The sequence below is a fragment of the Borrelia coriaceae genome, assembly GCF_023035295.1.
Lineage (GTDB): Bacteria > Spirochaetota > Spirochaetia > Borreliales > Borreliaceae > Borrelia > Borrelia coriaceae.
Genome location: NZ_CP075076.1, coordinates 824,770 through 847,475 on the forward strand (window position 1 = coordinate 824,770; position 22,706 = coordinate 847,475).

The 22,706-nt window shown below is 29.0% G+C and carries 21 protein-coding genes and 1 tRNA gene; 20 read left to right on the forward strand and 2 right to left on the reverse strand.

The window, feature by feature from the left end; all coding sequences use genetic code 11:
* The first annotated feature begins 24 nt into the window (after positions 1-24).
* The 17 genes from bcCo53_RS03930 (at position 25) to bcCo53_RS04010 (ending at position 13,938) form a co-directional block, all read left to right on the forward strand.
* Positions 25-555 carry an adenine phosphoribosyltransferase gene (locus tag bcCo53_RS03930; RefSeq protein ID WP_025408345.1) on the forward strand — a complete coding sequence of 177 codons (531 nt, stop codon included), beginning with the start codon at positions 25-27 and terminating at the stop codon, positions 553-555.
* Positions 556-679: 124 nt separating this feature from the next.
* Positions 680-994, forward strand: coding sequence for a 50S ribosomal protein L21 (gene rplU, locus bcCo53_RS03935; protein ID WP_025408346.1), 315 nt, complete (start codon positions 680-682; stop codon positions 992-994).
* Entirely contained in the window at positions 994-1,326 is a 333-nt protein-coding gene (locus tag bcCo53_RS03940) for a ribosomal-processing cysteine protease Prp (protein ID WP_025408347.1), read from the forward strand. Before rplU ends, bcCo53_RS03940 begins: the two co-directional genes overlap by 1 nt.
* Positions 1,313-1,558 carry a 50S ribosomal protein L27 gene (rpmA, locus tag bcCo53_RS03945; RefSeq protein WP_025408348.1) on the forward strand — a complete coding sequence of 82 codons (246 nt, stop codon included), beginning with the start codon at positions 1,313-1,315 and terminating at the stop codon, positions 1,556-1,558. Before bcCo53_RS03940 ends, rpmA begins: the two co-directional genes overlap by 14 nt.
* Positions 1,559-1,580: 22 nt before the next feature.
* Entirely contained in the window at positions 1,581-2,564 is a 984-nt protein-coding gene (gene obgE, locus bcCo53_RS03950; protein WP_025408349.1) for a GTPase ObgE, read from the forward strand.
* Between the two features lie 86 nt (positions 2,565-2,650).
* Positions 2,651-3,223 carry a nicotinate (nicotinamide) nucleotide adenylyltransferase gene (nadD, locus tag bcCo53_RS03955; RefSeq protein ID WP_025408350.1) on the forward strand — a complete coding sequence of 191 codons (573 nt, stop codon included), beginning with the start codon at positions 2,651-2,653 and terminating at the stop codon, positions 3,221-3,223.
* Positions 3,224-4,408 (forward strand): LCP family protein, encoded by a 1,185-nt coding sequence (locus tag bcCo53_RS03960; protein WP_025408351.1) that lies wholly within the window; start codon positions 3,224-3,226, stop codon positions 4,406-4,408.
* Positions 4,383-4,733 carry a ribosome silencing factor gene (gene rsfS, locus bcCo53_RS03965; RefSeq protein WP_025408352.1) on the forward strand — a complete coding sequence of 117 codons (351 nt, stop codon included), beginning with the start codon at positions 4,383-4,385 and terminating at the stop codon, positions 4,731-4,733. Before bcCo53_RS03960 ends, rsfS begins: the two co-directional genes overlap by 26 nt.
* Before the next feature lie 99 nt (positions 4,734-4,832).
* Positions 4,833-5,123 (forward strand): septation regulator SpoVG, encoded by a 291-nt coding sequence (gene spoVG / locus bcCo53_RS03970; protein WP_025408353.1) that lies wholly within the window; start codon positions 4,833-4,835, stop codon positions 5,121-5,123.
* A gap of 63 nt (positions 5,124-5,186) precedes the next feature.
* Positions 5,187-5,258: transfer RNA gene (locus tag bcCo53_RS03975), tRNA-Gln, on the forward strand.
* A 23-nt stretch (positions 5,259-5,281) separates the two neighbouring features.
* Positions 5,282-5,830: a 50S ribosomal protein L25/general stress protein Ctc gene (locus tag bcCo53_RS03980; RefSeq protein WP_025408354.1), complete on the forward strand. Its 549-nt coding sequence runs from the start codon at positions 5,282-5,284 to the stop codon at positions 5,828-5,830.
* A 6-nt stretch (positions 5,831-5,836) separates the two neighbouring features.
* Positions 5,837-6,403, forward strand: coding sequence for an aminoacyl-tRNA hydrolase (pth, locus tag bcCo53_RS03985; RefSeq protein WP_025408355.1), 567 nt, complete (start codon positions 5,837-5,839; stop codon positions 6,401-6,403).
* Complete coding sequence (tilS, locus tag bcCo53_RS03990) at positions 6,403-7,719, forward strand: tRNA lysidine(34) synthetase TilS (protein WP_038364685.1); 1,317 nt, start codon at positions 6,403-6,405, stop codon at positions 7,717-7,719. The genes pth and tilS overlap by 1 nt, the downstream gene beginning before the upstream one ends.
* Complete coding sequence (ftsH, locus tag bcCo53_RS03995; protein ID WP_025408356.1) at positions 7,716-9,623, forward strand: ATP-dependent zinc metalloprotease FtsH; 1,908 nt, start codon at positions 7,716-7,718, stop codon at positions 9,621-9,623. The genes tilS and ftsH overlap by 4 nt, the downstream gene beginning before the upstream one ends.
* 30 nt (positions 9,624-9,653) lie before the next feature.
* On the forward strand, positions 9,654-11,144 hold the full coding sequence (locus bcCo53_RS04000; RefSeq protein ID WP_028328131.1) for a hypothetical protein: 1,491 nt from the start codon (positions 9,654-9,656) through the stop codon (positions 11,142-11,144).
* Positions 11,145-11,187: 43 nt separating this feature from the next.
* Positions 11,188-12,798: a S1C family serine protease gene (locus bcCo53_RS04005; protein ID WP_241766554.1), complete on the forward strand. Its 1,611-nt coding sequence runs from the start codon at positions 11,188-11,190 to the stop codon at positions 12,796-12,798.
* Positions 12,799-12,831: 33 nt separating this feature from the next.
* The gene (locus tag bcCo53_RS04010) at positions 12,832-13,938 is read left to right on the forward strand and encodes a thymidine kinase (RefSeq protein WP_025408358.1); all 1,107 of its coding nucleotides are present in this window, start codon (positions 12,832-12,834) and stop codon (positions 13,936-13,938) included.
* Between the two features lie 6 nt (positions 13,939-13,944).
* On the opposite strand, the gene bcCo53_RS04015 is transcribed toward bcCo53_RS04010, so the two are convergent.
* Positions 13,945-14,562 (reverse strand): hypothetical protein, encoded by a 618-nt coding sequence (locus tag bcCo53_RS04015; RefSeq protein WP_028328132.1) that lies wholly within the window; start codon positions 14,560-14,562, stop codon positions 13,945-13,947.
* Positions 14,563-14,593: 31 nt separating this feature from the next.
* Positions 14,594-15,202, reverse strand: a complete 609-nt coding sequence (gene tmk, locus bcCo53_RS04020) for a dTMP kinase (protein WP_025408360.1) — start codon at positions 15,200-15,202, stop codon at positions 14,594-14,596.
* A gap of 75 nt (positions 15,203-15,277) precedes the next feature.
* On the opposite strand from tmk, the gene bcCo53_RS04025 reads away from it, so the two are divergent.
* Genes bcCo53_RS04025 through bcCo53_RS04035 form a run of 3 tightly spaced genes read left to right on the forward strand, consistent with a single transcriptional unit; the run spans position 15,278 to position 22,699 of the window.
* Positions 15,278-19,666, forward strand: a complete 4,389-nt coding sequence (locus bcCo53_RS04025) for a translocation/assembly module TamB domain-containing protein (RefSeq protein WP_028328133.1) — start codon at positions 15,278-15,280, stop codon at positions 19,664-19,666.
* A 40-nt stretch (positions 19,667-19,706) separates the two neighbouring features.
* Positions 19,707-22,145, forward strand: a complete 2,439-nt coding sequence (gene bamA, locus bcCo53_RS04030; protein ID WP_425387111.1) for an outer membrane protein assembly factor BamA — start codon at positions 19,707-19,709, stop codon at positions 22,143-22,145.
* A gap of 35 nt (positions 22,146-22,180) precedes the next feature.
* Complete coding sequence (locus bcCo53_RS04035; RefSeq protein WP_025408362.1) at positions 22,181-22,699, forward strand: OmpH/Skp family outer membrane protein; 519 nt, start codon at positions 22,181-22,183, stop codon at positions 22,697-22,699.
* Positions 22,700-22,706: the final 7 nt, after the last annotated feature.

Sequence of the window (22,706 nt, forward strand, 5' to 3'; positions counted from 1 at the left end):
TATTTAATTTTGTGAGAAGTCTTAATGAAAGATAAAACGGGATATTATGATAAGTTTATTATGAAAGTTCCTAACTTTCCAAAGGAAGGTATACTTTTTTATGATATTACTAATGTTTTACTTGAAGCAGAAGCATATAAGTCTTTAATTGAGGATACACATGCTTTTTATTTATCAAAAAACATTGATTGCATTGCTGCTATTGAGTCAAGAGGATATCTTATTGGTGCGCCTTTGGCTTTAAAAATGGGCTTACCTCTTTTGCTCATTCGTAAAGAAGGTAAACTGCCAAGGCAAGTCTTAAGAGAGGAATACGAACTTGAATATGGGGTGAGCAGTCTTGAGATACATAAAGATGATGTTAAGCAACGTTCAAATATTTTGTTAGTTGATGATATTTTAGCTACCGGAGGTACTTTAAAGGCAGCTGCTATGTTGCTTAAAAAGACGGGTGGGATAGTATCAGATATATTTTGTTTTATTGAACTTGTGAATATGAATGGTAGGGATGTTTTGCAGGAATACAGTTTAAGTTCTCTTGTTAAGTATTTGTAATATTTATTTATAAAATATTTCGATTTACTATTGGGTGACATGAAATAAGTTAATTGAGGTTCAATAATTGACTTTAAATTTTATTAAATTTATAATGTTTATCTGGAATTGAGAGGTGTTTGTTATGTATGCGTTATTGGAAATAAAGGGAAAGCAATACAAAGCTGTTATGGGGGAGATGTTAAAGATAGATAAGATTAAAGCTAGTGAAGGTGATAAATTAGAATTTAGTAGTGTAATGCTTGTAGAGAAGGATGGAGATGTAAAGATAGGGAAACCTTATGTTTTAGGTTCTCGTATAAAATGTACTTATATAGAAGATAAGAGAGATAAAAAAGTTATTTCTTATAGGTATAGGAGACGAAAATCAAGTGAGAGAAAGGTTGGACATCGTCAGTCTTATTCTTATGTTTTGGTTGATGATATAGTTATTAGTTAGTGATTAATGTTTTAATAAAGACGCAGAATGATATAATTGTTTATATTTTGGCTAATGGACATGCTAGAGGAAATAATTATGTTAATGTAGTTTGTGCTTCTTTTTCCTTTATTTTGAGGACTTTTTTAAGTATTCTTGATTGTGATAAGGAAAATTTTATTGTAAATAATTCTCTAAGAGGTTATTTACAATTTGAGGCTTCTTTTGGAGATTTGGATAGGCAAAATCTTTTTTATTATAGTAGATTTTTAATACAAGGTATAAAGGATTTATGCTTTGAGTATCCTTGTGATATTAAATTGATTTTGGAGGAGACTAGTGGCAACAAGTAAAAGTGGTGGTAGTTCTAAGAATGGAAGAGATTCTATATCTAAGAGGCTTGGTGTTAAGAGAAGTGGTGGGCAATTTGTGAGAGCTGGAGAAATAATTGTACGCCAGAGAGGTACAAAATTTCATAAAGGTAAAAATTCTGGGCTTGGTAGGGATTATACAATATTTGCATTAAAGGATGGTATAGTAGAGTTTAAAACTTCTAAGGGTCGAAAATATATAAATATTATTTGATATTGTTATAGTTGAGGTTGATTTGCATACATTCAAGGATTCTTTAAACATAACTGTCTCTTCAGGTGCTGGGGGTCCAGGATGTGTTTCTTTTTTGCGTGAAAGATTTAAGGCCAAGGGAGGTCCTGATGGTGGTGATGGCGGAAGAGGTGGAAGTGTAATCTTTAAGGTGAATGCAAACCTTAGAACCTTATCTCTTTATAAAAATGGTCAGAAGCTTTTTGCTAATAATGGCAAGCCTGGAATGGGTTCTAGAAGGAACGGAGCTTCTGGTAAAGATTTAGTTATATTTGTTCCTCCAAATACTTGTGTTTATGATACTGTTACCAATTCTTTGTTGTTTGAGCTTCAGGGCTTTGATGATGAAGTTGTTGCTTTAAAAGGCGGGAGAGGTGGACTTGGAAATGTAAATTTTAAAAGTTCTATAAAACGGACGCCAAGGTTTGCACAGCCTGGTGAATCTGGCGCTATTTTGAATTTGCGTCTTGAATTAGCATTAATAGCGGATATTGGACTTGTTGGTCTTCCTAATTCGGGTAAATCTTCTCTTATTTCTACTATAACTGCTTCAAGATCAAAAGTCTCAGATTATCCTTTTACTACTAAAATTCCGCATCTTGGTGTTCTTAGAGCTTATTGTAATGATTTAGTGATTGCTGATGTGCCTGGGATCATTAAGGGTGCAAGTCTAGGAATCGGACTTGGCTTTGATTTTTTAAAACACATTTCAAAGACCAAGATTTTGGTTTTCTTAATAGATGTTGCTACTAGTGACTTTATGGATGCTTATAACATTCTTGTTAATGAGCTTAGTGCATATAATGTTAGACTTGCAAGTAAGAAGCGAATAATTGTTGCTAATAAACTTGATTTAGAGGGTGCTATTGAAAATTTTAATCAGTTAAAAAGAGCTTTAGATAATGAGATAGTTTTAGGAATTTCTATTTATGATAATCGAGGAATAGATGAGCTTGTTAGTCAGCTTTTTGCTTTATCGGGAGCTTAAAGGCATTGCTTTTTCTTTTTTAGAAACTTAAAATATTATTCAGGCTTGAATTAGTATATTAAATTAAATATGAGTATGGAAGATTTATGAGAATAGCAATATTAGGTGGTACTTATAATCCTGTTCATATTGGTCATATGTTTTTAGCAAAAGAGATAGAGTATTTTTTAAATGTTGATAAAGTATTATTAATTCCCACGCATAAACCTGTTCATAAGAGTGTTGAGAATATTAGTGTTAAAGATAGAATTGCAATGCTTGAATTGGCAGTACAATCTGAGAATAATATCTTTATTGATGAATGCGATGTGGTAAATGGCGGTATAACTTATACCGTTGATACTATTGATTGTATTAAGAAGAAGTATGTTTATGATGATATCTATTTGGTAATTGGGGATGATCTTTTTCAAAGTTTTGATTCATGGAAAAATCCAGAGAAAATAGTAAAATCAGTGAATCTTGTAGTGGTTCATAGGATGTATACTGAAAGATTAGTTAGTAGGTTTAAACATGTTTACATTGATAATAGAATATTTCCTATTTCTTCTTCAGAGATTAGAAGTAGGATTGAACAGGGATTGCCTGTTGATTATTTGCTTCCTCTTGATGTTTTGAAATATATTAAAAGTAATAATTTATATGTTAAAGGTAAATAATTGAGGAAAGAGTTATTTTTTTTAGTTTTAATTATTTTAATAGTTCTTGGTATTGTAATTTTTTTTGTAGATAGTTCTAAAAGAGAACAAATATATTTTGAATTGAATACTAAAAGTAATATTAGTTTTTTGTTTATTATAGAAGATGATAATAAAAATCTTTTAAGTATGCAAGAAATTTTTATTAATATAAAAACAGGGAATGTTGGATTTGTGGATATTCCTGTTTATACAGGTTATGAGGATTTAAAGGGAAATGTGTCTTGGTTTGAAGATTTGTATAGAAAAAATAGCTTTAATGAATTTTTATCTAAAGTATCTAGGCAGTTAAACCATGAACCTGATTATTATATTCGTTTTAAAAAGAGTAATTTTGTGAAATTTGTTGACTATATTGGTGGGGTGAGACTTCTTGTTAAAAATCCTGTTAAAGTATATAACTTGCTGCGCCCTGTCTTAATACCCTCTGGAAATTCTGTTTTTGATGGAGATAAGTCTTATGATTATTTAAGTTATTTCAGAGATGTTGCTTCTTACGATGAGAGATTTGAATTTTTTAAGGAATTTTTCAAAAAGATTTTGACACAATTTTCTGATTTTAAAGAGGATTATGATTATTTTGCTAAAATGTATTTTATGTTAAATACTGATCTTTCTGAAACCGTATTTAAGTATATTCTTGCTAATTATAAAATAAATAATGAAAAATTTATTTTCATTAATATTAAGGGGCAAGAAGAGACATTTAAGGATAATGATGATAATTTAATCAAAGTTGTTTTTCCTTATTATGGGGGAGCAGTGCTTAAGGAATCTATAGAAAATTTAAATAGAGATTTAATGGATAAAGCTAAAAATGAAGAAGTAATCAAAGTTGTTGTTTTAAATGGGACTAAAACTCCTGGACTTGCAAAAAATGCAGCAGATATTTTTAAATCTTTCAAATTTAAGGTTATAAGATTTGGTAATGCAGATAGGCATGATTATTCTAGTACTTTGATAATTAATAATTCGGATAATTTAGAGATAGCTATTAAGGTTGGGGATGTAATTAAAACAAGAAATATTAAACCAATTTCTGAGTTTCGTATAGATGCTTTAGGACTTGATTTGCCTGATATGAGTCCTGATGTAGTAATCATTTTGGGAGATGATTTTGATGGGAGATATGTTAAAAATAGGTGATATTAAGAAGTTATGCAAGATTATATCTGATTTTGGTGGAATTAATGTTTTAGGTGTTAATGTTAGTTCTGTTTGTAATTGGGCTGATTTTTTTGTTATTGTGTCATGTTCGTCATTGAAACAAATGGAGGCTTTATATTATGACAAATTAGTTACTTTTTTTAAAGAAGAGGATTTTAATTATTATACTGAAAATAAAGGTTTTGTTCATGATTGGACTATTATTTTATGCGAAGATTTAATTATACATTTAATGAGTGAAAAGGCCAGAGAATACTATGAACTTGAAAAAATATGGGATAATGGAAAAGTTATTTATCCTTGAGAGTTATTTAATTAAAAAAAATAAAAATATCGCAAGAATTATTTACAAAAAATTAAAAATATTCTAGATTTAAAACATGTATTTTATGGAGGCCTAGGAGTGAATATTACAGATGTAAGAATTAGGAGAGTTGATAATAAAAATCCCAGTTCGAAGTTATTAGCATATGTGACAGTTACTTTTGATGATTGTTTAGTTTTGCATAATATCAGGGTTATTAGGGGGCAAAAAGGTGTTTTTATTGTTATGCCTAATAGAAGAACTAAGGTCGGAGAGTATAAGGACATTGTGCATCCTATTAATCAAAATTTTAGGGAAATTTTGCAGAGTGCTATTTTTAAAGAATATGTGAAAGAAAATCCTTCAAGTCTTGAACTCGAATTAGGTTAAAAAATATTGTTGACAAAGTGTATTGTATTTTGTATTCTTTTGACTTATGGATAATTAAGTATTTGGGACGTGGACAAGTGGTAAGTCACCTGGTTTTGGTCCAGGCATTCGAGGGTTCGAATCCTTCCGTCCCAGTATTTTATATTAGGAGTTTCATTGTGGATAGTAGTAAGATTTTAAGATATGAAGATCGATTAGATTTTGGTTCGTTGTGTGCTCGTAGAATACGCTCACAATCTGAGATACCAGCTGTTGTATATGGCAAAGAAAGTGATGTTCTACATATAAAAATTAAAAGTGGTGAGTTTAATAAAAAGTTTGCGAAATTTACAGATAATACTGTTTTAATTTTAAGTAACGGAACAGTTGAAAAATGTGTTTTTATTAAAGATGTGAGTGAAAATCTTACTAAAGGATTTATTTATCATGTTGATTTTTATGAGGTTGATAGGACTAAGGATATTGAAAGAGATATTGCAATTAAATTTGTAGGCGCTTCTGTTGGTGTTAAGGAAGGTGGTACTTTAAGTGTGCTTCGGAATAAAATTAAAGTTAAGTCTTTGCCTTTGGATTTGCCAGAATCTGTTGAAGTTGACTTAACTCCTGTTAAGCAAGGAGATCAAGTAATTTTTAAGGATATTGTGCTTCCTGATGGTGTGAGACTTTCTGAAGAGGATGAAAATTTGGCAATTTTATTTGTAAAATAGACAATTATGAATTTGTTAATAGTTGGCCTGGGCAATCCCGGGTCTAATTTTTTGCATACTAGACATAATGTTGGTTTTGGGTTTATAGATAAATTGGTTTTAAAAAATGCTCTTTCTTTGCAAAAGACCAAAAATTATGAATACGCTGATTTTAATTTTGAAAACAAGCGGATAGTTTTAATTAAGCCTTTAACTTATATGAACTTGAGTGGCAATATTTTGCCTTCTGTTTTTGCTAAGTTTTATATGAAAATAGCTAATTTATTGGTTGTGGTTGATAATATTGATTTACCTTTGGGAAAGTGTAAACTTAGAAAGGTAGGGGGTACTTCTACTCATAATGGGCTTCGCTCTATTTCTGGGAATCTTGGAAGCACTAAGTATAGTAGACTTTATATCGGGGTTGGAAATAATTATGAATTTAGTCTTAAAGATTTTGTTCTTTCAAAATTTGAGGGTAGTGAGCTTGAGCGTATTGAAAATGTGTTTAACTTTTTAAGTGAAGAGATAATAAGTATTGATGAGTTTAATTTTGATCATAAAGTTGCAACTATTAATTCTAGTAGTTTTTGATGTTTTGGAATAATATATTAACAAAAATAGAAAATTTTTATTTTCAAAATTCTTTGACCAAAGAAAAGGTAATTGTTGCTTTTTCTGGAGGTGCAGATTCTACTGCCTTATTATTGGGGTTAAAAGAATATTTAAATAATAATATTGTTGCATTTTATTTTGCACATTGTCTAAGACCAGAGTTCGAACAAAACCTGGAAATAGAACATATAAAAAAGTTTTGTGGTTTTCATAATATTAATTTTCAAATAAAGAGGTGTAGCATTGATATAAAGAGAGTATCCAGGCAGTTTGGTATGTCAATTGAGGAATTAGCTAGGAAATATCGCTATGATGCTTTATTAAAATCTCTTAAAGAAAATGGGGCTAGTTATATTGCCCTTGCTCATAATCAAAATGATCAATTTGAAACTTTGGTGATGAGATTCTTTCAAGGTTCATTTTTGGATGGATTTTCTGGTATTCCAATTATCAATGGCAAGATTATCCGACCTTTACTTGAGGTATCAAGAGCAGATATTGAAAAATTTCTTTCTTTAAATAATATTGTTTGTTCTGTTGATAGTACTAACAATGAAGATTTGTATTTAAGAAATAGAATTAGAAATAATCTTATGCCCGTTATTGGAAAAATTTTTAAGGGGTATGAGAAGGGCTTGAGGAGAATAGCTGATTTTTCAAGTGAGCTTGTAAATTATTTTGATGAAAAGGATTTACTTCCCTTCAGTAAGGGTAATTATTATTATTCCTTTGATGCTATAACTTTTTTTATTTTGCCAAAATATTTGGTTTTTAGGAGTATTTTTAAGCTTTTAAATTTGGAAGGCATTGTGTCAAATTTATCGTATGGTGCTTTAGGTGAGATTTTTAGGGTAAATCTTGATAATAAAAAGAGTAAAATTTTGCTTAGAACTAATGATTTTGTTTTAGAAAAACGTCAATATAAGGTTAACCTTATATTGAGACAGGCTGAAGAGATGCGTGAACCTTTTGATTTTTTTTTGAGAGTTAATGAATATCATAGTTTATCTTTAGGTAAGATTTTGTTAAAATGTTTGGAGTGCAATGATAATTCTATACTAACATTGAGATGTTGTTCTTATGAGTTTAGGCATAAATTTTTTAAAAATAAGTTACAATCAAAGAAGTTCTTTTCTAAGTTTGTAAGATATAATCCACTTTATTTGATGTTGTTAGTGTTAAATGGTAAGATCATTGGAATTATTGATTTAAATACTTTAAACTTAATGTGGAGTGATAAGAGCATTCTTAAAAAAATTAATATATCTTTGTTCGGAGGATTTTTAAAGGAATGAATATTAACAATAATAATTTGAATAATAATGGTAAATCTAGTAACAAAAAGAAAAATAAGAATTGGATTTTGGTACTTGTTATAGTTTTCTTGGTTTTAGCAATATTCATGTCTTATTTTATGCGGGGCGGAGAGAGTTATAAGAACGTGCCTTATAGTACATTTCAAACTTATTTAGATAGTGGTTTAGTTGAATCGGCTGTAATAATTGATAAGAGTCAAATTCAGTTTATTGTCAAAAATTCAAATTTAGGAAAATCTTATTTCTTTACTAATATTCCTTATTTTGATATTAATTTACTCTCTGAGCTTAAAGCCAAGAGAGTTGAGGTAAGTTCTGGTAAGAGTCAAGCTTCTTTAATAGGTGTTGTTATCCAAACTTTGCCATGGATCTTATTTTTTATTTTCTTCTTTTTTATATTTCGTCAGACTCAGGGTGGGGGAGGCAAGGTTTTTTCATTTGGAAAAAGCAATGCTCAGAAGTATGAGGCAGGAAAAAATAAGGTTACTTTTAAAGATGTTGCTGGGCAAGAAGAAGCTAAGCAAGAACTTAGTGAAGTAGTTGAGTTTCTTAAACATCCTAAAAAATTCGAAAAGATAGGTGCAAGAATTCCAAAAGGTGTGCTCTTAGTTGGATCTCCTGGGACTGGAAAAACTTTGCTTGCTAAAGCTGTTGCTGGAGAAGCAGGTGTAAATTTTTTTCATATGTCAGGTTCTGATTTTGTTGAGATGTTTGTAGGGGTTGGAGCAAGTCGTGTTAGAGATTTATTTGATAATGCCAGAAAAAATGCTCCTTGCATAATTTTTATTGATGAGCTTGATGCTGTTGGAAGAAGTCGTGGAGCTGGTCTTGGTGGCGGTCATGATGAGAGGGAGCAAACTCTTAATCAGTTGTTAGTTGAAATGGATGGTTTTGGGACATATACTAATGTAATTGTGATGGCAGCAACAAATAGACCTGATGTTCTTGATTCCGCTTTACTTAGGCCCGGAAGGTTTGACAGGCAAGTAACAGTGACTCTTCCTGATATTAAAGAGAGAGAAGCAATACTTAATATACATGCCAGGAAGACTAAACTTTCAAAAGAAATTGATTTGCGGGTAATAGCACGAGCTACTCCTGGTGTTAGTGGTGCTGATCTTGCGAATTTGATTAATGAGGGCGCTTTAATTGCTGCAAGGAATGATCAGTCTGAGATCCTTATGCATGATTTGGAAGAAGCTAGAGATAAAATATTGATGGGGGTTGCTAAGAAATCTATGACTATTACTGATAAGCAAAAACTTGAAACAGCTTATCATGAGGCCGGACATGCATTGCTTCATTATTATCTTGAATATGCTGATCCTTTACATAAGGTTACTATTATTCCTAGAGGTAGGGCTCTTGGAGTTGCTTTTTCTCTTCCTAAGGAAGATAGGCTTTCAATAAATAAAAATCAGATTCTTGATAAGATTAAGATATGTTATGGTGGATATGCTAGTGAACAGATTAATTTAGGCTTTACTACAGCCGGTGTGCAGAATGATTTAATGCAGGCTACTAATTTGGCAAAGAAAATGGTTACAGAATGGGGTATGGGGGAAGATGTAGGTCCAATATTTTTAGTGGATGATGAAGCACCGATTTTCCTTCCAAAAGAATTTTCTAAATCAAAAGCATATTCTGAGAATACTGCTGATAGAGTAGATAGGGAAGTTAAGAGGATCCTTGAAGGATGTTTAAGGGAAGCCTCTGATATTTTGATGAAACATAAAGATCAGTTAGTGAAACTTGCAGAAGCTTTAGTTGCAAGGGAAACGTTGACAGATAATGAAGTAAGAGAGCTTTTGGGATTTGAAATCATTGAGAGTGATTATGAGAGCAGTTTAAGAGAGTCTAAACCAGAGACCGTTACTGGGTAGGTAAAATTTAAGAGAGATTTAAGGGGTTTTATGGTTGTCTTGAAAATTATATTTCTTTTTTTATTTTTAGTAAATTTAAATGCTAGTTTAAAAGGAATACACAAAGATATATCAGAAATTCTTCTTGTTAATGCTAAAAATTTTGATGGTACTCAAAGAGGGCTTGATATGCTTTATGGCTCGCTTGAGTTTAATTTAAGAAACTCAGATTCTCTTTATGAACTTTCATTGAGAGATGATATTTCATTGTTAGATAAAATTTATTTGTTGAGAGCTGCAATAGATATTAATAATTTTACGTTTGTAAATCCTAGAGATTTGTATTATAAATATTTTTCGTTGATTTTAGCTCAGAATGAAAATGTTGATGCAAACAGGGAGATTATTGCTATTTATGATAAATTGGATGGAGATTTACAAAATGATAAAGATTTGATTTACATGAGACTTGAGGCTTCTGGTAAACTTGGGGATTTTAATGGAAGTTTTAGTAAAGTTTTAGCCAATTCTTTTTCTAGGTATAGTGATGATCTTAGATTCTTGAAATGGTTTTTGAGGGAAGATAAGTTTTTTTCAAGTATTTTTAACAAACTTAAGTTAAAAGAAGATTCTTTTTTTAGTAGTGATAATATTGATTTTATTTTTAAAGGTACAGAATTAAATGAGTCTAATTCCATTGCTTTATTTACTTTTTTAAAAAATAAGAGTAAAAAACTAAACGGTCTTCAGAGTATGTATTTACTTAAATATAAGCTCTTAACACTTGATGAAGCTTATATGTCGTTTAAAAACGATCCTCCTAAAACAATAAGTACATATAAAATATTTTATGATTTGTTAAGCGATCCTGATATACAGGATGATTTTTTGAATCATTATAAAAATTTGTCTGGTATTTATTTTGTGAGTGATAAAAATAATGTAGTGGTATTTGAGGATGGAGTTTTGGTAAGTTTTTTTTCACAAATAGTGGATTATTCTATAAATTTGGATACAGATTTGGATTTAGATAAAAAATATTTTAATAAGGTTTATTTCAAAAATAAAGTACCTGTCCTTTATGAGAATGCATTACTTAATTATAAGGTTAATTATTCTGTTTATCCTTATGTAAGTATGATTGAGGTTCGTTATCCAGAGAAAAAAGATATATATACTTTTGCTTTAGATGCTTTTCGGTATGAGATTTTTGATAATTTTAATTACAGTTTTGATTATGTAGGTATTAATGAATTTTTAATGGCTAATATTCCCGCAATTTTGCTTCCTAATATGTTAAGTTTAAAGCCAAAACAGGTTTCTGTTTTAAATATTCAAAAAAATTTAATAGAGAAAAAAACTTTTAATAATTTTGATGTTATTGAAGTTCAGAATTATTCTTTTGGGGATTTGGTTTCAGTTTATAGAAAAATTAATGGATCTAGAAAGTTCAATTATATTGAAGTTTATGATAAAGGAGTTTTGAAAGTTAAGAGAGTTAATCTAGATGATAGTTTTGATATCTATCGTAACATTAATTAGCTTTTGAGAATTATTGATGCATAGAAAAATTTTTATTATTTTTATGTTGATTTTTTCATGCAGCACTATAAAAGACATAGATGACAAGCAAATTTATTATATTCCATCTGAAAGTATAAATAAGCATATTGAAGATAATGATTTTGAGATTGCGCTTTCAAGTTATTACAATCTGAAGAATAGTGGTTTTGAAATGGAACAAGGTTTTCTAAATTTAAGAGATAGAGCTTTGTCCGGAATTAAAGATGAATACCTTAAGTTTTGTAATGAAAAAGATTATGAAAAAGCACTCTTTAAGCTTGAAACTTTAAATTTGTTTGGTATCATGCTTAATGAGAGCAAAGAACAGTTAATTTTAAAGCATCTTGAGAGTATAAAACGCACGGACCCAATGCTTGCGAATTTTTTTGCAAAATATTATTTATTTGATAATACTTTTGATTTTTTGAAAACTTTTGTTACAAGTGAGAAATCCCCTTCAAGGAATGTTTTGCTTGATACGGCTGTTTTAACAGTTTGGGTTGATATGGGTACTAAAATTTTAAACGGGCGTAGGTTGCCAAATATTGCCTTAGGCTCTGCTTTTGTTATTGATAATCTTAAGGGGTATGCTTTAACCAATTATCATGTAATTAGTTCCCAAGTTGATAATGATTATCATGGAATTTCGAATCTTTATGTTAGACTTCCAAGGGGTAAAGGTGAAAAATTGCCTGCAGAAGTCATTTCTTATTCAAAGGAAATGGATCTTGCTTTAATTAAGGTCTCTTTCAAATTAGAGCATCAATTTAATTTCAATTGTTCTTCGAATATTAGTATTGGAGATAGAATTTATGCTATGGGTTCTCCTATGGGATTTGAGAAGACTATTACTTCAGGAATAATTTCAGGACAAAATAGAAATTTATTGTCTGTGGGTGATTCTTATCAGATTGATGCTGCCATTAATCAGGGTAATTCCGGTGGACCTGTTGTCAATGAAATTGGCGAGTTAGTTGGCCTTACATTTGCTGGAATTTTACATTCTCAAGGTCTTAATTTTGTTATACCGTCCAAATGGGTTTTAAAGGTATTGCCATTTATGTATGGAGGTGGATCTTTAAGGAATAAGTGGTTGGGTTTGACTTTTTCTGAAAGTTTGAAAAGTTTGAAAATATCATATGTAGCTCCTAATTCTCCTGCAGATATTGGTGGACTTAGAAGTGGGGATGCTATTATTAGTGTTAATTCTTTGAGGTTTGATAGCTTAAGAGAGCTGCAATATTATATTTTGCAAAGAAAGTCTATGGTTAAAATTAGGTATAGAAGGGATGATAAAGAGTATGAGAGTTATTTGTACCCTCAAGACCGACCAGAGGATATTATTGAGAATATTGTAGAGAGTGATTCTTTGAGAAATTTGATGGGAGCTTTTTTAGGGTTACATTTGAGTGCTCTTTCTGGTAAAGAATATAGAGTTGCCAAGGTGTTTTCAAATGGTCTTGGTGATGAACTTAATTTTAGGGATAATGATGAAATTTTTGTTTATTCTTTTAATTATATTAAGGATAAAAGAGTATTTGTCTTATTGCTTTATGTTAAAAGACTGTTTTCAGGGTATTTAGGTGCTCCTTTGCAGCTTGTGATTCCTTTTGATTCTCTTGTGTTTGTATGAAAAATTTTATTAGTATGTTTGGAGTTGAGTTTTATGAGCTTTTATTTGAATTTATTTAGTGGAGATACTAAATCCAAACTTGATAATATTGTTTCTATTAGTCATTTTAATTTTAAAGATAATTTAAATTTGATGCTTATAATTGGCCCTATGGGTAGTGGTAAGACAGAATATGCTGCTAAGATTTATAAAGATTCTCTTATTATTAAGAATAAATCTTCTAAAGTTTTAAATTCCATTACCAAGGGTTGCAGAAATAGAGCTGATGTATTTTTTATTAGAAATATTCTTGATAAGAAAAGGTTTAAAGATTATCCTGAAAATGTTATTCCTTATAGAGGTGGTGGAAGCGATAGAATTGATGGAGTTGATTTTGCCAGTAATTCTTGTGATGTGGGTCAGTTAATAGATGATAATCCTGAGTATGGAACTTTTATTATTGATGAAACTTGTTTTTATGATGAACGTTTAGTTTTTATGTTAAATAAATTTGCATTAGATTCTAATGCGTTATTTATACTTCCTACTTTACTTTATAATTTTAGAAAAGAAATATTTAATAATACTGCTCAGCTCTTAGTAGAATATTCAGATAAAATTTGTAGTCTTGGTGCTTATTGTGAGCATGTTAATTGTATGGATGAATCTTTTTTGACATATAGATATTATTTTTACGAAGGAAAAGAAATCGCTGCCCCCTATTTTGATCCTTTGTTAATTGTTGGTGGTGATGAGATTGTTGAGTCTGCGATTTATCCAAATTATGCCACAAGGTGTTCTAAGCACCATTATCTTGTGGGTAGGGAGTATTTTTTTACCATTCTTAAGCCTTTTGCGTTGCTTTATGCAAAAGGGGATAAGGGGTTGCTAGAACAAGAGATCTTGGATTTGAGCAGGGGTGTAAGGGGTTCAAATTTTGAAAATTCTCTTTTGATTGAATCTAGAGGAAAATGTGATATTGTGGTTTTGGAAAATTTGTTGGGATTGCCTTTTTTAGCAGAGAGAGCTTTAATTACACTTTCATTAGAATGTAATATTCTTAGTAAGGGAGATTTTAGAGATCTTATTGAGAAGTTTTCTCTCAGTAAGGACTATGTTCAAAAGGTAATTGTGTCAAAAGAGCACCAATGGATTTTTTAGCAGGTATTAATAGTAATTTGGCATTTTTTGAAAGAATTGCTTTGTTTTTTCAATACGTATTAATTCTTTTTCGATTATGTTGTAGTAATTAAGTTCTTTCATTTCAATTCTATGATATTCATCTTCCCAATTTGTTATTCCATCGCTTTGCATTTTGTTAAATTTATACTTTTGTAATTGTTTGTGATACTTTAAAGCTTCTTTATAGTAATTAGTAGCTATTTTGTAAAAATTTGTAGCTTGGTTTAAGTTTTCAAGAATCCCCTTCTTTTTTGGAGTTTTATAAAAATATATGTGTCTTGTGTCAAATAAATCGCCCAGATATAGATGTTGTTTGACTAAAAGTAAATTTACATGCATTTTGAAAAGAAGTTTGTATTTGTCCCATTCTTCTCTTGTTTCTATCTTTGATAAAGAATAGTTTGGATTTCCAAATGGGAATTTTAATGCATTTTGTAGGAAAAATATGTTTTTCTTGTAATGATTGGGAGTTTTTTTCATTTGTTCATTGAAAATGACATACCATTGTTCAGCATAAAAAAATTTTGATGATGCATGGATATTGATTGTTAAGAATATAGAAGGTATTATTAGACACAATACAAAAAAATTTTTATGGAACATATTCTTTATCCTTTTCTTTATTTTAATTATATTAAAATTTTATTAAATCAAAAATTTTTTTTGTATTTATTTCTAGGTCTTCTTCATTTGAGTTTTCAATGTGTACAATGTCAATTAAACCTTCAAAAATTTTGAGCATTTCTATATATTTAGAGTTAATTTCGTTGAATTTTGCTGCTTCAAATTCAAAGAGATCGGTTTGTGTTCTGTTTTCTTTAATCCGTTTATATGCAATGTTGGGATCTGTTTTAATGAAGAAAAGTTTTTCAGGAAGTGGAAAATCTTTATTTAGTCTGTATCCCAATTCTCCTTGATATGCTATAGATGAGAATAGATATCTGTCGGTTATTACTTTTGCTTTACCTTCGTTTAATATTTTTATTATCCCATTTCTTGTATTATATAAATGTTCATATCTATCTGCTACATATAGATATGCTAGTGAGTTCTGTCTTAAGGGATTTTTAAAATTAGTCAGTTGTTTTCTTATGAATTCTCCAATTATTCCTTGTGATGGTTCTTTTGTAAAATAGTATTTCAGTTTGTTATTACAAAGTTTTTGTAGTCTTTGGATTATACTTGTTTTTCCACTTCCATCGATTCCTTCTATGCAATAAAAATTTTTTAAGATTTTATTCATAAAAATTGTTTCCTTAAGTATTTTGATTAATTAGATACTTACTTTAAGTATTATATAATAGATATACATAGATATATGAATTTGTTTTTTATAAAAAATAAGATTGTCCCATCTTTTATCTTTGCAGTTGTAGTTTTTATATCAATTCTTACTGTCTTTATTTTATCTATTCAAGCCGAAGTTCATGCCGCTAGATTTTTTATTATGAGTTATCTTGAATCTAAATCGGGCTTTAAAATTAAATACGATAAGATTGATCCTTATTTTTTGTCTTCAATAAAAATAGATAATCTGGAGTTGAGCTTAAATGATAAAAATACAATATTGATGAACACTGTTAAAGTTAATTTCGATTTATTTAGACTGCTATTTGGAGATAAAAACATTATTTTAGATGTTTTTATAAGAGGTAGTACTTTAAATTTTGATTTCAATGATTTCAAGTTCCTTAAATCTCAAAATACACATTCTCATACATTGCAGTTAAATGATGATAGTACTAATCGTGCAATGCTTGGTAGAATACTTAGCCATTTTGATAGTCTTCATATTCATTTAGAAGACATTAATGTGAATTTTAGACTAAATGATAGTAAAGTTTTAAAATGTCAGATTAATAGTTTTGCATTAAAGACTATTGATGATGATTTTTTGTTTAGTTTTATTGTTGATTTTAGTACTCTTTCAGCTTTAAATTTTGATGTTAGTCATGAAAAAATTCTTGATTCAATTTTTTATTTTGAAGGTAAGTTTAAAAAAGATCTTGAAGATGGGTATATCAATTTTAGTTTTTTAGAGTTGCGTACTGGTTATTTTGATTTGCTTGAGCAAGGATTTCAAATAAATTATTCTAAAGGCAATATTGAAGTTTTTAATATTATCAGAGAAAATTTAGATTTTAATTTAAGATATGATTTTAATAAAAATTTTTTAAGATTGGATGTTCTGTTCTTTGATGTTAATCCTTTAAATTGGATAAGTCTTAATGAGAAATTAAGTGATTATAAAAATTACCTTGATACAAGTTTAGATGGTCAATTGGCATTTTCTTATGATTTAAAAGATAAAGATTTGCGGTATGCATTTTTATTAAATTCGTCTTCAAAGGCTAATATGCTAGATAAAGAGATTCAGGGAATAAGGGTACAGATTAAAGGTAATGAAGTAGTTGCCGATGTACAAAATGCTTTTGTAAAACTTAAAAGAGGGTTTATTGGTTATAAGGGTTATTATTCTTTAGAAGATTTAGTGCCAATAGGAAGACTTGATTTTAGCTCTGCCAAAATTTTTAATTTTAAGGATATTAATGGACATTTAGATTTTAGTAAGGAAAATCAATTTTTTTGTGTAAAATCCGATAATTTTAAAGTTGGTAGGCTTAAAATTCGAGATTTGAATATGAAGACAAATTTTGACAAGGATAATATCCATGTTAATTATTTATTAAATTTTGCTAATAATAATTCTAAAGTTTCATTAAAGGGTGATTTTAATAAGAAAAATTTTAACGTTAATCTGGGAATTAAAGAGTTTCCTATGCTTTTTTTGAAGGATATTCTTCCAGAAACTTTTATGACTAAAGTTATTCCTGAATATTTTTTGTCGGGAAAGTATTTAACTTTGACTTCGGATTTTGATTTGAATATAGTTGATTATACTAAGAGCAAGTTAAATAGTCTCAAATTTGTTGTCTTATCTAAATTAGATAATTTTAATTTAATGTTTGATGCAAGTGGAGAAGGAAATATTTATAGGGTAAAACATTTTAATTACATTGATGGTGATTATAATGTAAATTCTAATTTTTTGATACAGTTGTTTGATGATAGTTTTAAGATCAATACTGAGTTTAATTATTTGGGTAGGAATTATCCTTCATATTTTGAGTTAAATTTTAAAGATAGATATGCTAATTTGACATTTTCACCTAAGGCACAAATTAGTTTAACCTATTCTGATTCATCTATAGTTTATTTTTTCGATATTAATGATTTTCATTTTTATAATGAAAGTTCTGAAGTTTTGCTTAATTTTAATGCTTTTGGAGATTATCAAAGAATTAATGATGATTTGAATGTAACAATTACTAAGTTTAAATTAGACAAGATTTCTTCTGTTCCTGCTTATAATTTTAATTTTAGCCTTGAAGGTTTGTATAAGGATAAAAAGGTTAGTCTTTCAAATATTAAACTTATAAATGAGATTTCAAATTTACAAGGTCAAGGACATTTTGATTTAAATGGTAAACTTAGTGGTAATTTAAACTTGTTTTCGCATGTAAATTCGGAGCGTTATTTTTTAGGAGTTGATTCTAATGAGGATGGCAGTTATTTTGTTGGTAAATTTCAGGGATTTAGTTTTAATAATTTAAAATTTTTTCCCTTCTTAAATGGTACGATTAATGGTAATTTTATACTAAATTTTAAAGATAGTGATTTATTTAATTATTCTCTTAATGCTTTTCTTGAAACAGATAATCTGTCTTTGGTAGGTATTCCTACATATTGTTCTTTAAATTTAGGATTGGTCGATAATAGTCTTAATATCTATAATATAAAGGCAACTCAGAATAAGGAAGAAATTTTAACAGGTAATTTCAGATATGATATTAAAAATGCTATTGGAATTTCTAATCTGAATGTTAATAGTAAGCTTTTCTCTTCAAGGATTAATGCAAGTTTTCAAAAATTTGACGATAAGACTAAGGAAGAATTTGGTATTTTAAAGAGTGAAACTGATGGTGAAATTGTTTTAAGAGATTTAAAATATAAAGACAAGGATCTGTCTGTTCTTACAATTGAATTTAAAAATAATTTTGAAAGGTTTATCATGTCATCAGTTGAATATGACCTTATTCATTGTTTGTATGAGTATAATGATGGTGATTTTAATATCAGGTTAAATGATTATTTGTCTCTTAGTTTTGTTGCATCAGGTAAAATTTCTAAGAATAAAATTACAAGTAATATTCAAGACATTAAATTTGATTCAAAATTAATTTCAGAAGATCTATTAGGTTCAAAAACTTTTTTTAATATTAAAGAACATTTTGTTCTCTATGAGCTTAATATGATTGGTGTATTGGATATTGATGGTGATTTATATAATCCAGATCTTAATGGGACGTTTAGAATAGTACACGGTTTAATAAGCACTGAATATTTAAAATTATCCAGACAGTATGGAAAGAGTAGAATTTTAGAGTTAATTGATGTGCCGGTAATTATTAAAAATAATAGCGTGATTATTGAGAACAAATTTAACTTAGACTATTATTCTGATGTCAATGTTGCTGCACGTCTTAATTTAAACTTTTTAAGTGATAGTATTGTTGATTATTATAAGATAGATATTGGTGTGTCTGGGAGTTCCGGAGTACCTATTAAATTTGATAAAGTAACTATAAATTTTGTTGGACATGTTTCAGGTGATTTTTTTGTTGAAGGTAATGCTGAAGAGATTATGTTTAGAGGAGACTTAAATGTTTCAAATGCTTGGGTTTATTTACTTGAAAATTCGATTGTTGATTTTTTAATAGATCCTTATAGGAGAAGCAAAGGAGTTGGAACATCTGATGCTAGTTCTAAGAGTTTAGATATTGTTACAGATATTAAAATTAATTTTGATAGTAATGTTGCTTTTCATTGGCCGGATAATAAAATTTCTTTTTTGAATGCTATTATTGCAAGAGGGAATGAACTTGAGGTTAAGTCTGATACTAAAACGGATGATTTTATTCTTAAAGGAGATTTAAATATTGCAGGTGGTTCTTTCAATTATCATAACAAGCAATTTGTCTTCAGGGGTGTTTCATATATATCTTTTAATGAAAATAAGAGTAAATTTGATCCATGGGTAAAGGCTGAAGCTACAAATGTGATTAAAGATGGTAATGAAAATTTGTTGGTAACAATGAGCATAGATGGGCCTTTGAGTTTGTGGAATCTTAGTTTTTCATCTTATCCTGTGCGAACAGAGCAAGAAATCAAATATCTCTTAACAAGTTCAATAATTGGAGGTGATCATGGATTACAATCGGCAGGTACAAATACAGCTGAAATGGCACTTGGATTAGCTAGTGATATCCTAGTTGATCTGATAATACAACCTATTGAAGATTATATACGTTCTGTATTAAAATTAGACCTATTGAGTATCAAAACGGATATATTAAGGAATGCTATTGGTATTTTGGGAAGTCCAACAACTTTTGCAGGTGTTCTTGATAAAACGAGTGTTAAAGTGGGGAAATATATTATTGATGGTGTTTTTGCTAAGGCAGGATTTGGGTTTTTAAAAGAAGATTTAACACCATTTTCTCAGAATTTAAACTTTAGTATTAATTTTGGTCTTGAACTTGATTCACCGTTTTTCTTTGTTGATTATATTTTTGATTATAATTTTATGAAACATGGTCATGGAATAGGAAATCAAATATCTATTTTTTGGAAGTTTAAATACTGAGTTATGTAAGGGGTTTTTATTGCAGTTATTTAGAGCCTTCATTTTTACGATTTGTTTCTTATTTGTATTTAACTTAGTCTATTCTCAAGAGAATTATAAGGGTAAGATAATAAAAGGTATTGATTTTAATGGTCTTAAAAATATCAAAGAAAATGATCTTGCTTCTACTTTAAATGCTTATTTAGGACAAGCTTATTCTGATGAACTCTTTGATAAGTTACAAATTGATCTTTATGCTCTTGATTATTTTGAAGGACTTATTCGCCCTGAGTTTAGATTAGAAGATAATAAACTTGTAATTACATTTTTTGTAAAAGAAAAATCTTTAGTAAAGACTGTTACTTTCATTGATGATAGTGGAGTTTTTTGGAATAGTGAACTGCGTGACAGAGCAAGTGTTAAGGCAAAAGAGGCTTTAAATCTTGCAAAAGTTAAAAAAAGTGTTGTTAAATTTGAAGAGATGTATAGAGATGCTGGATATCGTGATGTTGTTGTTGAATTTGATATTAAAGAAGCGAATAGTTTAGTAGATATTGTGTTTAAAATTAATGCTGGTCCCAAGTATATTGTTAAAGAGGTTTCTTTTGAGGGAAATTTAAATTTTAAGAGTCGTATTCTTAGAAAATATTTAGTATCAAAATCAGCATCTTTATTTTTTGATGGTAGGTATTTAAAATCAAATATTGATAAAGATAAGATGCAACTTGAGGCTTATTATAAGAATAATGGGTATATTAATGCAAAAGTGGTAAATAGTACTGTAGATATACGCATTCCAAGTGATGATAAAAAATTGGAGCGAGAAGTTTACTTAAAATATTTTATTTCAGAGGGTAGTGTTTTTAAATTTGGTAAATTTGAAATTACTGGTAATTTGGTTTTTAAATTAGAAGAATTACAATCTTTAATTACTTTTAAAGAGGGAGATATTTTCGATAATTCAAGATTTGAACAAGATTTTGCAAAGATTAGGGATAAATATTATTCCGATGGTTATATCTTTACAGAAATTGTACCTTCTCAAACTATAAGAGATGAATTTGTAGATTATTCTATTGAGATATTAGAAAAAGAAAAAGCACATATTGAATCTATTACTGTTTCAGGTAATAAAAAAACAGCTTCTCATGTAATACTTAGAGAAATTCCTCTAATTGAAGGTGATATTTTTAGTTTGGAAAAGCTTAGGATGGGAATGCTTAATTTGCAAAGACTTGGTTATTTTGGCAATGTTATACCTGATGTTATGCCAAGTAATGTTGAAGGTTTAATGAAAATAAATTTTACTGTTGAAGAGCGAGAAACGGCAAGTTTTAGATTTGGTATGAATTTTGGTGGGGTGAGTAATTCTTGGCTTCCATTTTCAGTTTTTGGACAGTGGGAGCAATCTAATTTTTTAGGTGAAGGATATTCTCTTTCTGCAAGACTTAATCTTGCCTTTTCAGAACAAAGTTTTAGGCTAATGTTTGAAGATAATTGGTTTATGCAGACCAGATGGACTATTGGAGGGTTTTTTGATTTCTCACATTCTATAAATACAGCGTATCAGGATATTAATGGGCCTATATTTGTAGGCAAAAAGGAAGTTCCAGATCCTTTTGTAAGTTGGGAAGCATATAATAATGCTAAGAATTTTTCAGATTTTAATACTATGAACTATTCTTTAGCTAAGTTTAGTATTAGTGGGTTTACTGGCTATACTTTCTCTAATTATCTCGGCAAGCAATCATTTGTTGGGAGTGTGCAAACTGCTTTGAAATATGTGTATTATGATGATAATGTTAATAGACCTTCAAATTATTATTTAAGGGATAATTATAATACTATTAGATTTGAAAATTCTTTTGGTGTTAGTGTTGCATGGGATACAAGAAATTCTCAGTCATTACCTAATGATGGTTTTTTACTTAAGCAACAATTTGATATTTTTGGTGGATTTTTACTTGGACAAAGTCATTTCTCCAAATCTACAACTACTTTTGAGCGATATTTTTCTCTTTTAGGTTATCAGGATGTTTTTACCCCGTTTTTTGATTTAATCTTAACTTTAAGAAGTGTTTATTCAAATATTTTGCCACCACTTGGAAATGGTTTTGAGATAGAAGTGCAACCACATCACTTGATAGTTATTAGTGAAAACTTTATGATTGCAAGAGGATGGGGGACTTTGAGTAATATTTATAGTTCGTTTATAAATACTGTTCAGTTATCAATGCCTTTAATTAAAAATATTTTGGTTTGGGATATTTTGTTTTTAGATATGGCTTCATATTCTCTAGAAGGGCAGGAAAATTCTTTGTTCGTTCCTTTTAGTAATTTTATTTTTAGTTGGGGTTTTGGCATTAGAAGTATATTACCTCAAATGCCTTTGTCTTTTGTAATAGCTTATCCATTTCATTTTAATAATGAAGGTGTTAATAGGTATTATAATTACTTTGGAGGGTTTAAATTTTTCTTAGCTATTGATATGAGATACTGATATAATTGAGTTAGCTTTTTGTAAGGAGGATTCTTATGTCTTTCATAGTGTTTTTATTTGCATGTTTCTTTCCATTAAATCTTTTTTCAGTTAATGTTACAAAAGTGGGTATTGTAGATTTTGAAAAAATTGTGATTGGATTTTTAAGTCCACAATTAAAGTCTAGTCTTGAACAGTTAAAAAGTCATTATCAAGAAAGAGTAGATGCCTTGAATTCTGAGATTAAAGATTTGAGAAAAATGTACGATGAAGCTGTTGGTACAAATGATTTAGAGAGTGCTAAATTATTTGGTAATCAATATAATTTAAAGATTGATGAGCTTAAAAAGCTTAAAAGCTTGGCTAAAAGTAATCTTGAACAACAAAAGCAGATTAATATAAACAGCCTAAATAGTGATGGAGTACTTTGGGGCAAAATACTTAATGGTATTCAATATATTGCGGAGATAAATGGTATTTCTTTAGTTATGAAGAAGGATAATCCATATATTCTTTATTATAATAGTACAGTTGATATAACAGATGATATCATTAAGTATTTAAATGAACATTAATATATGA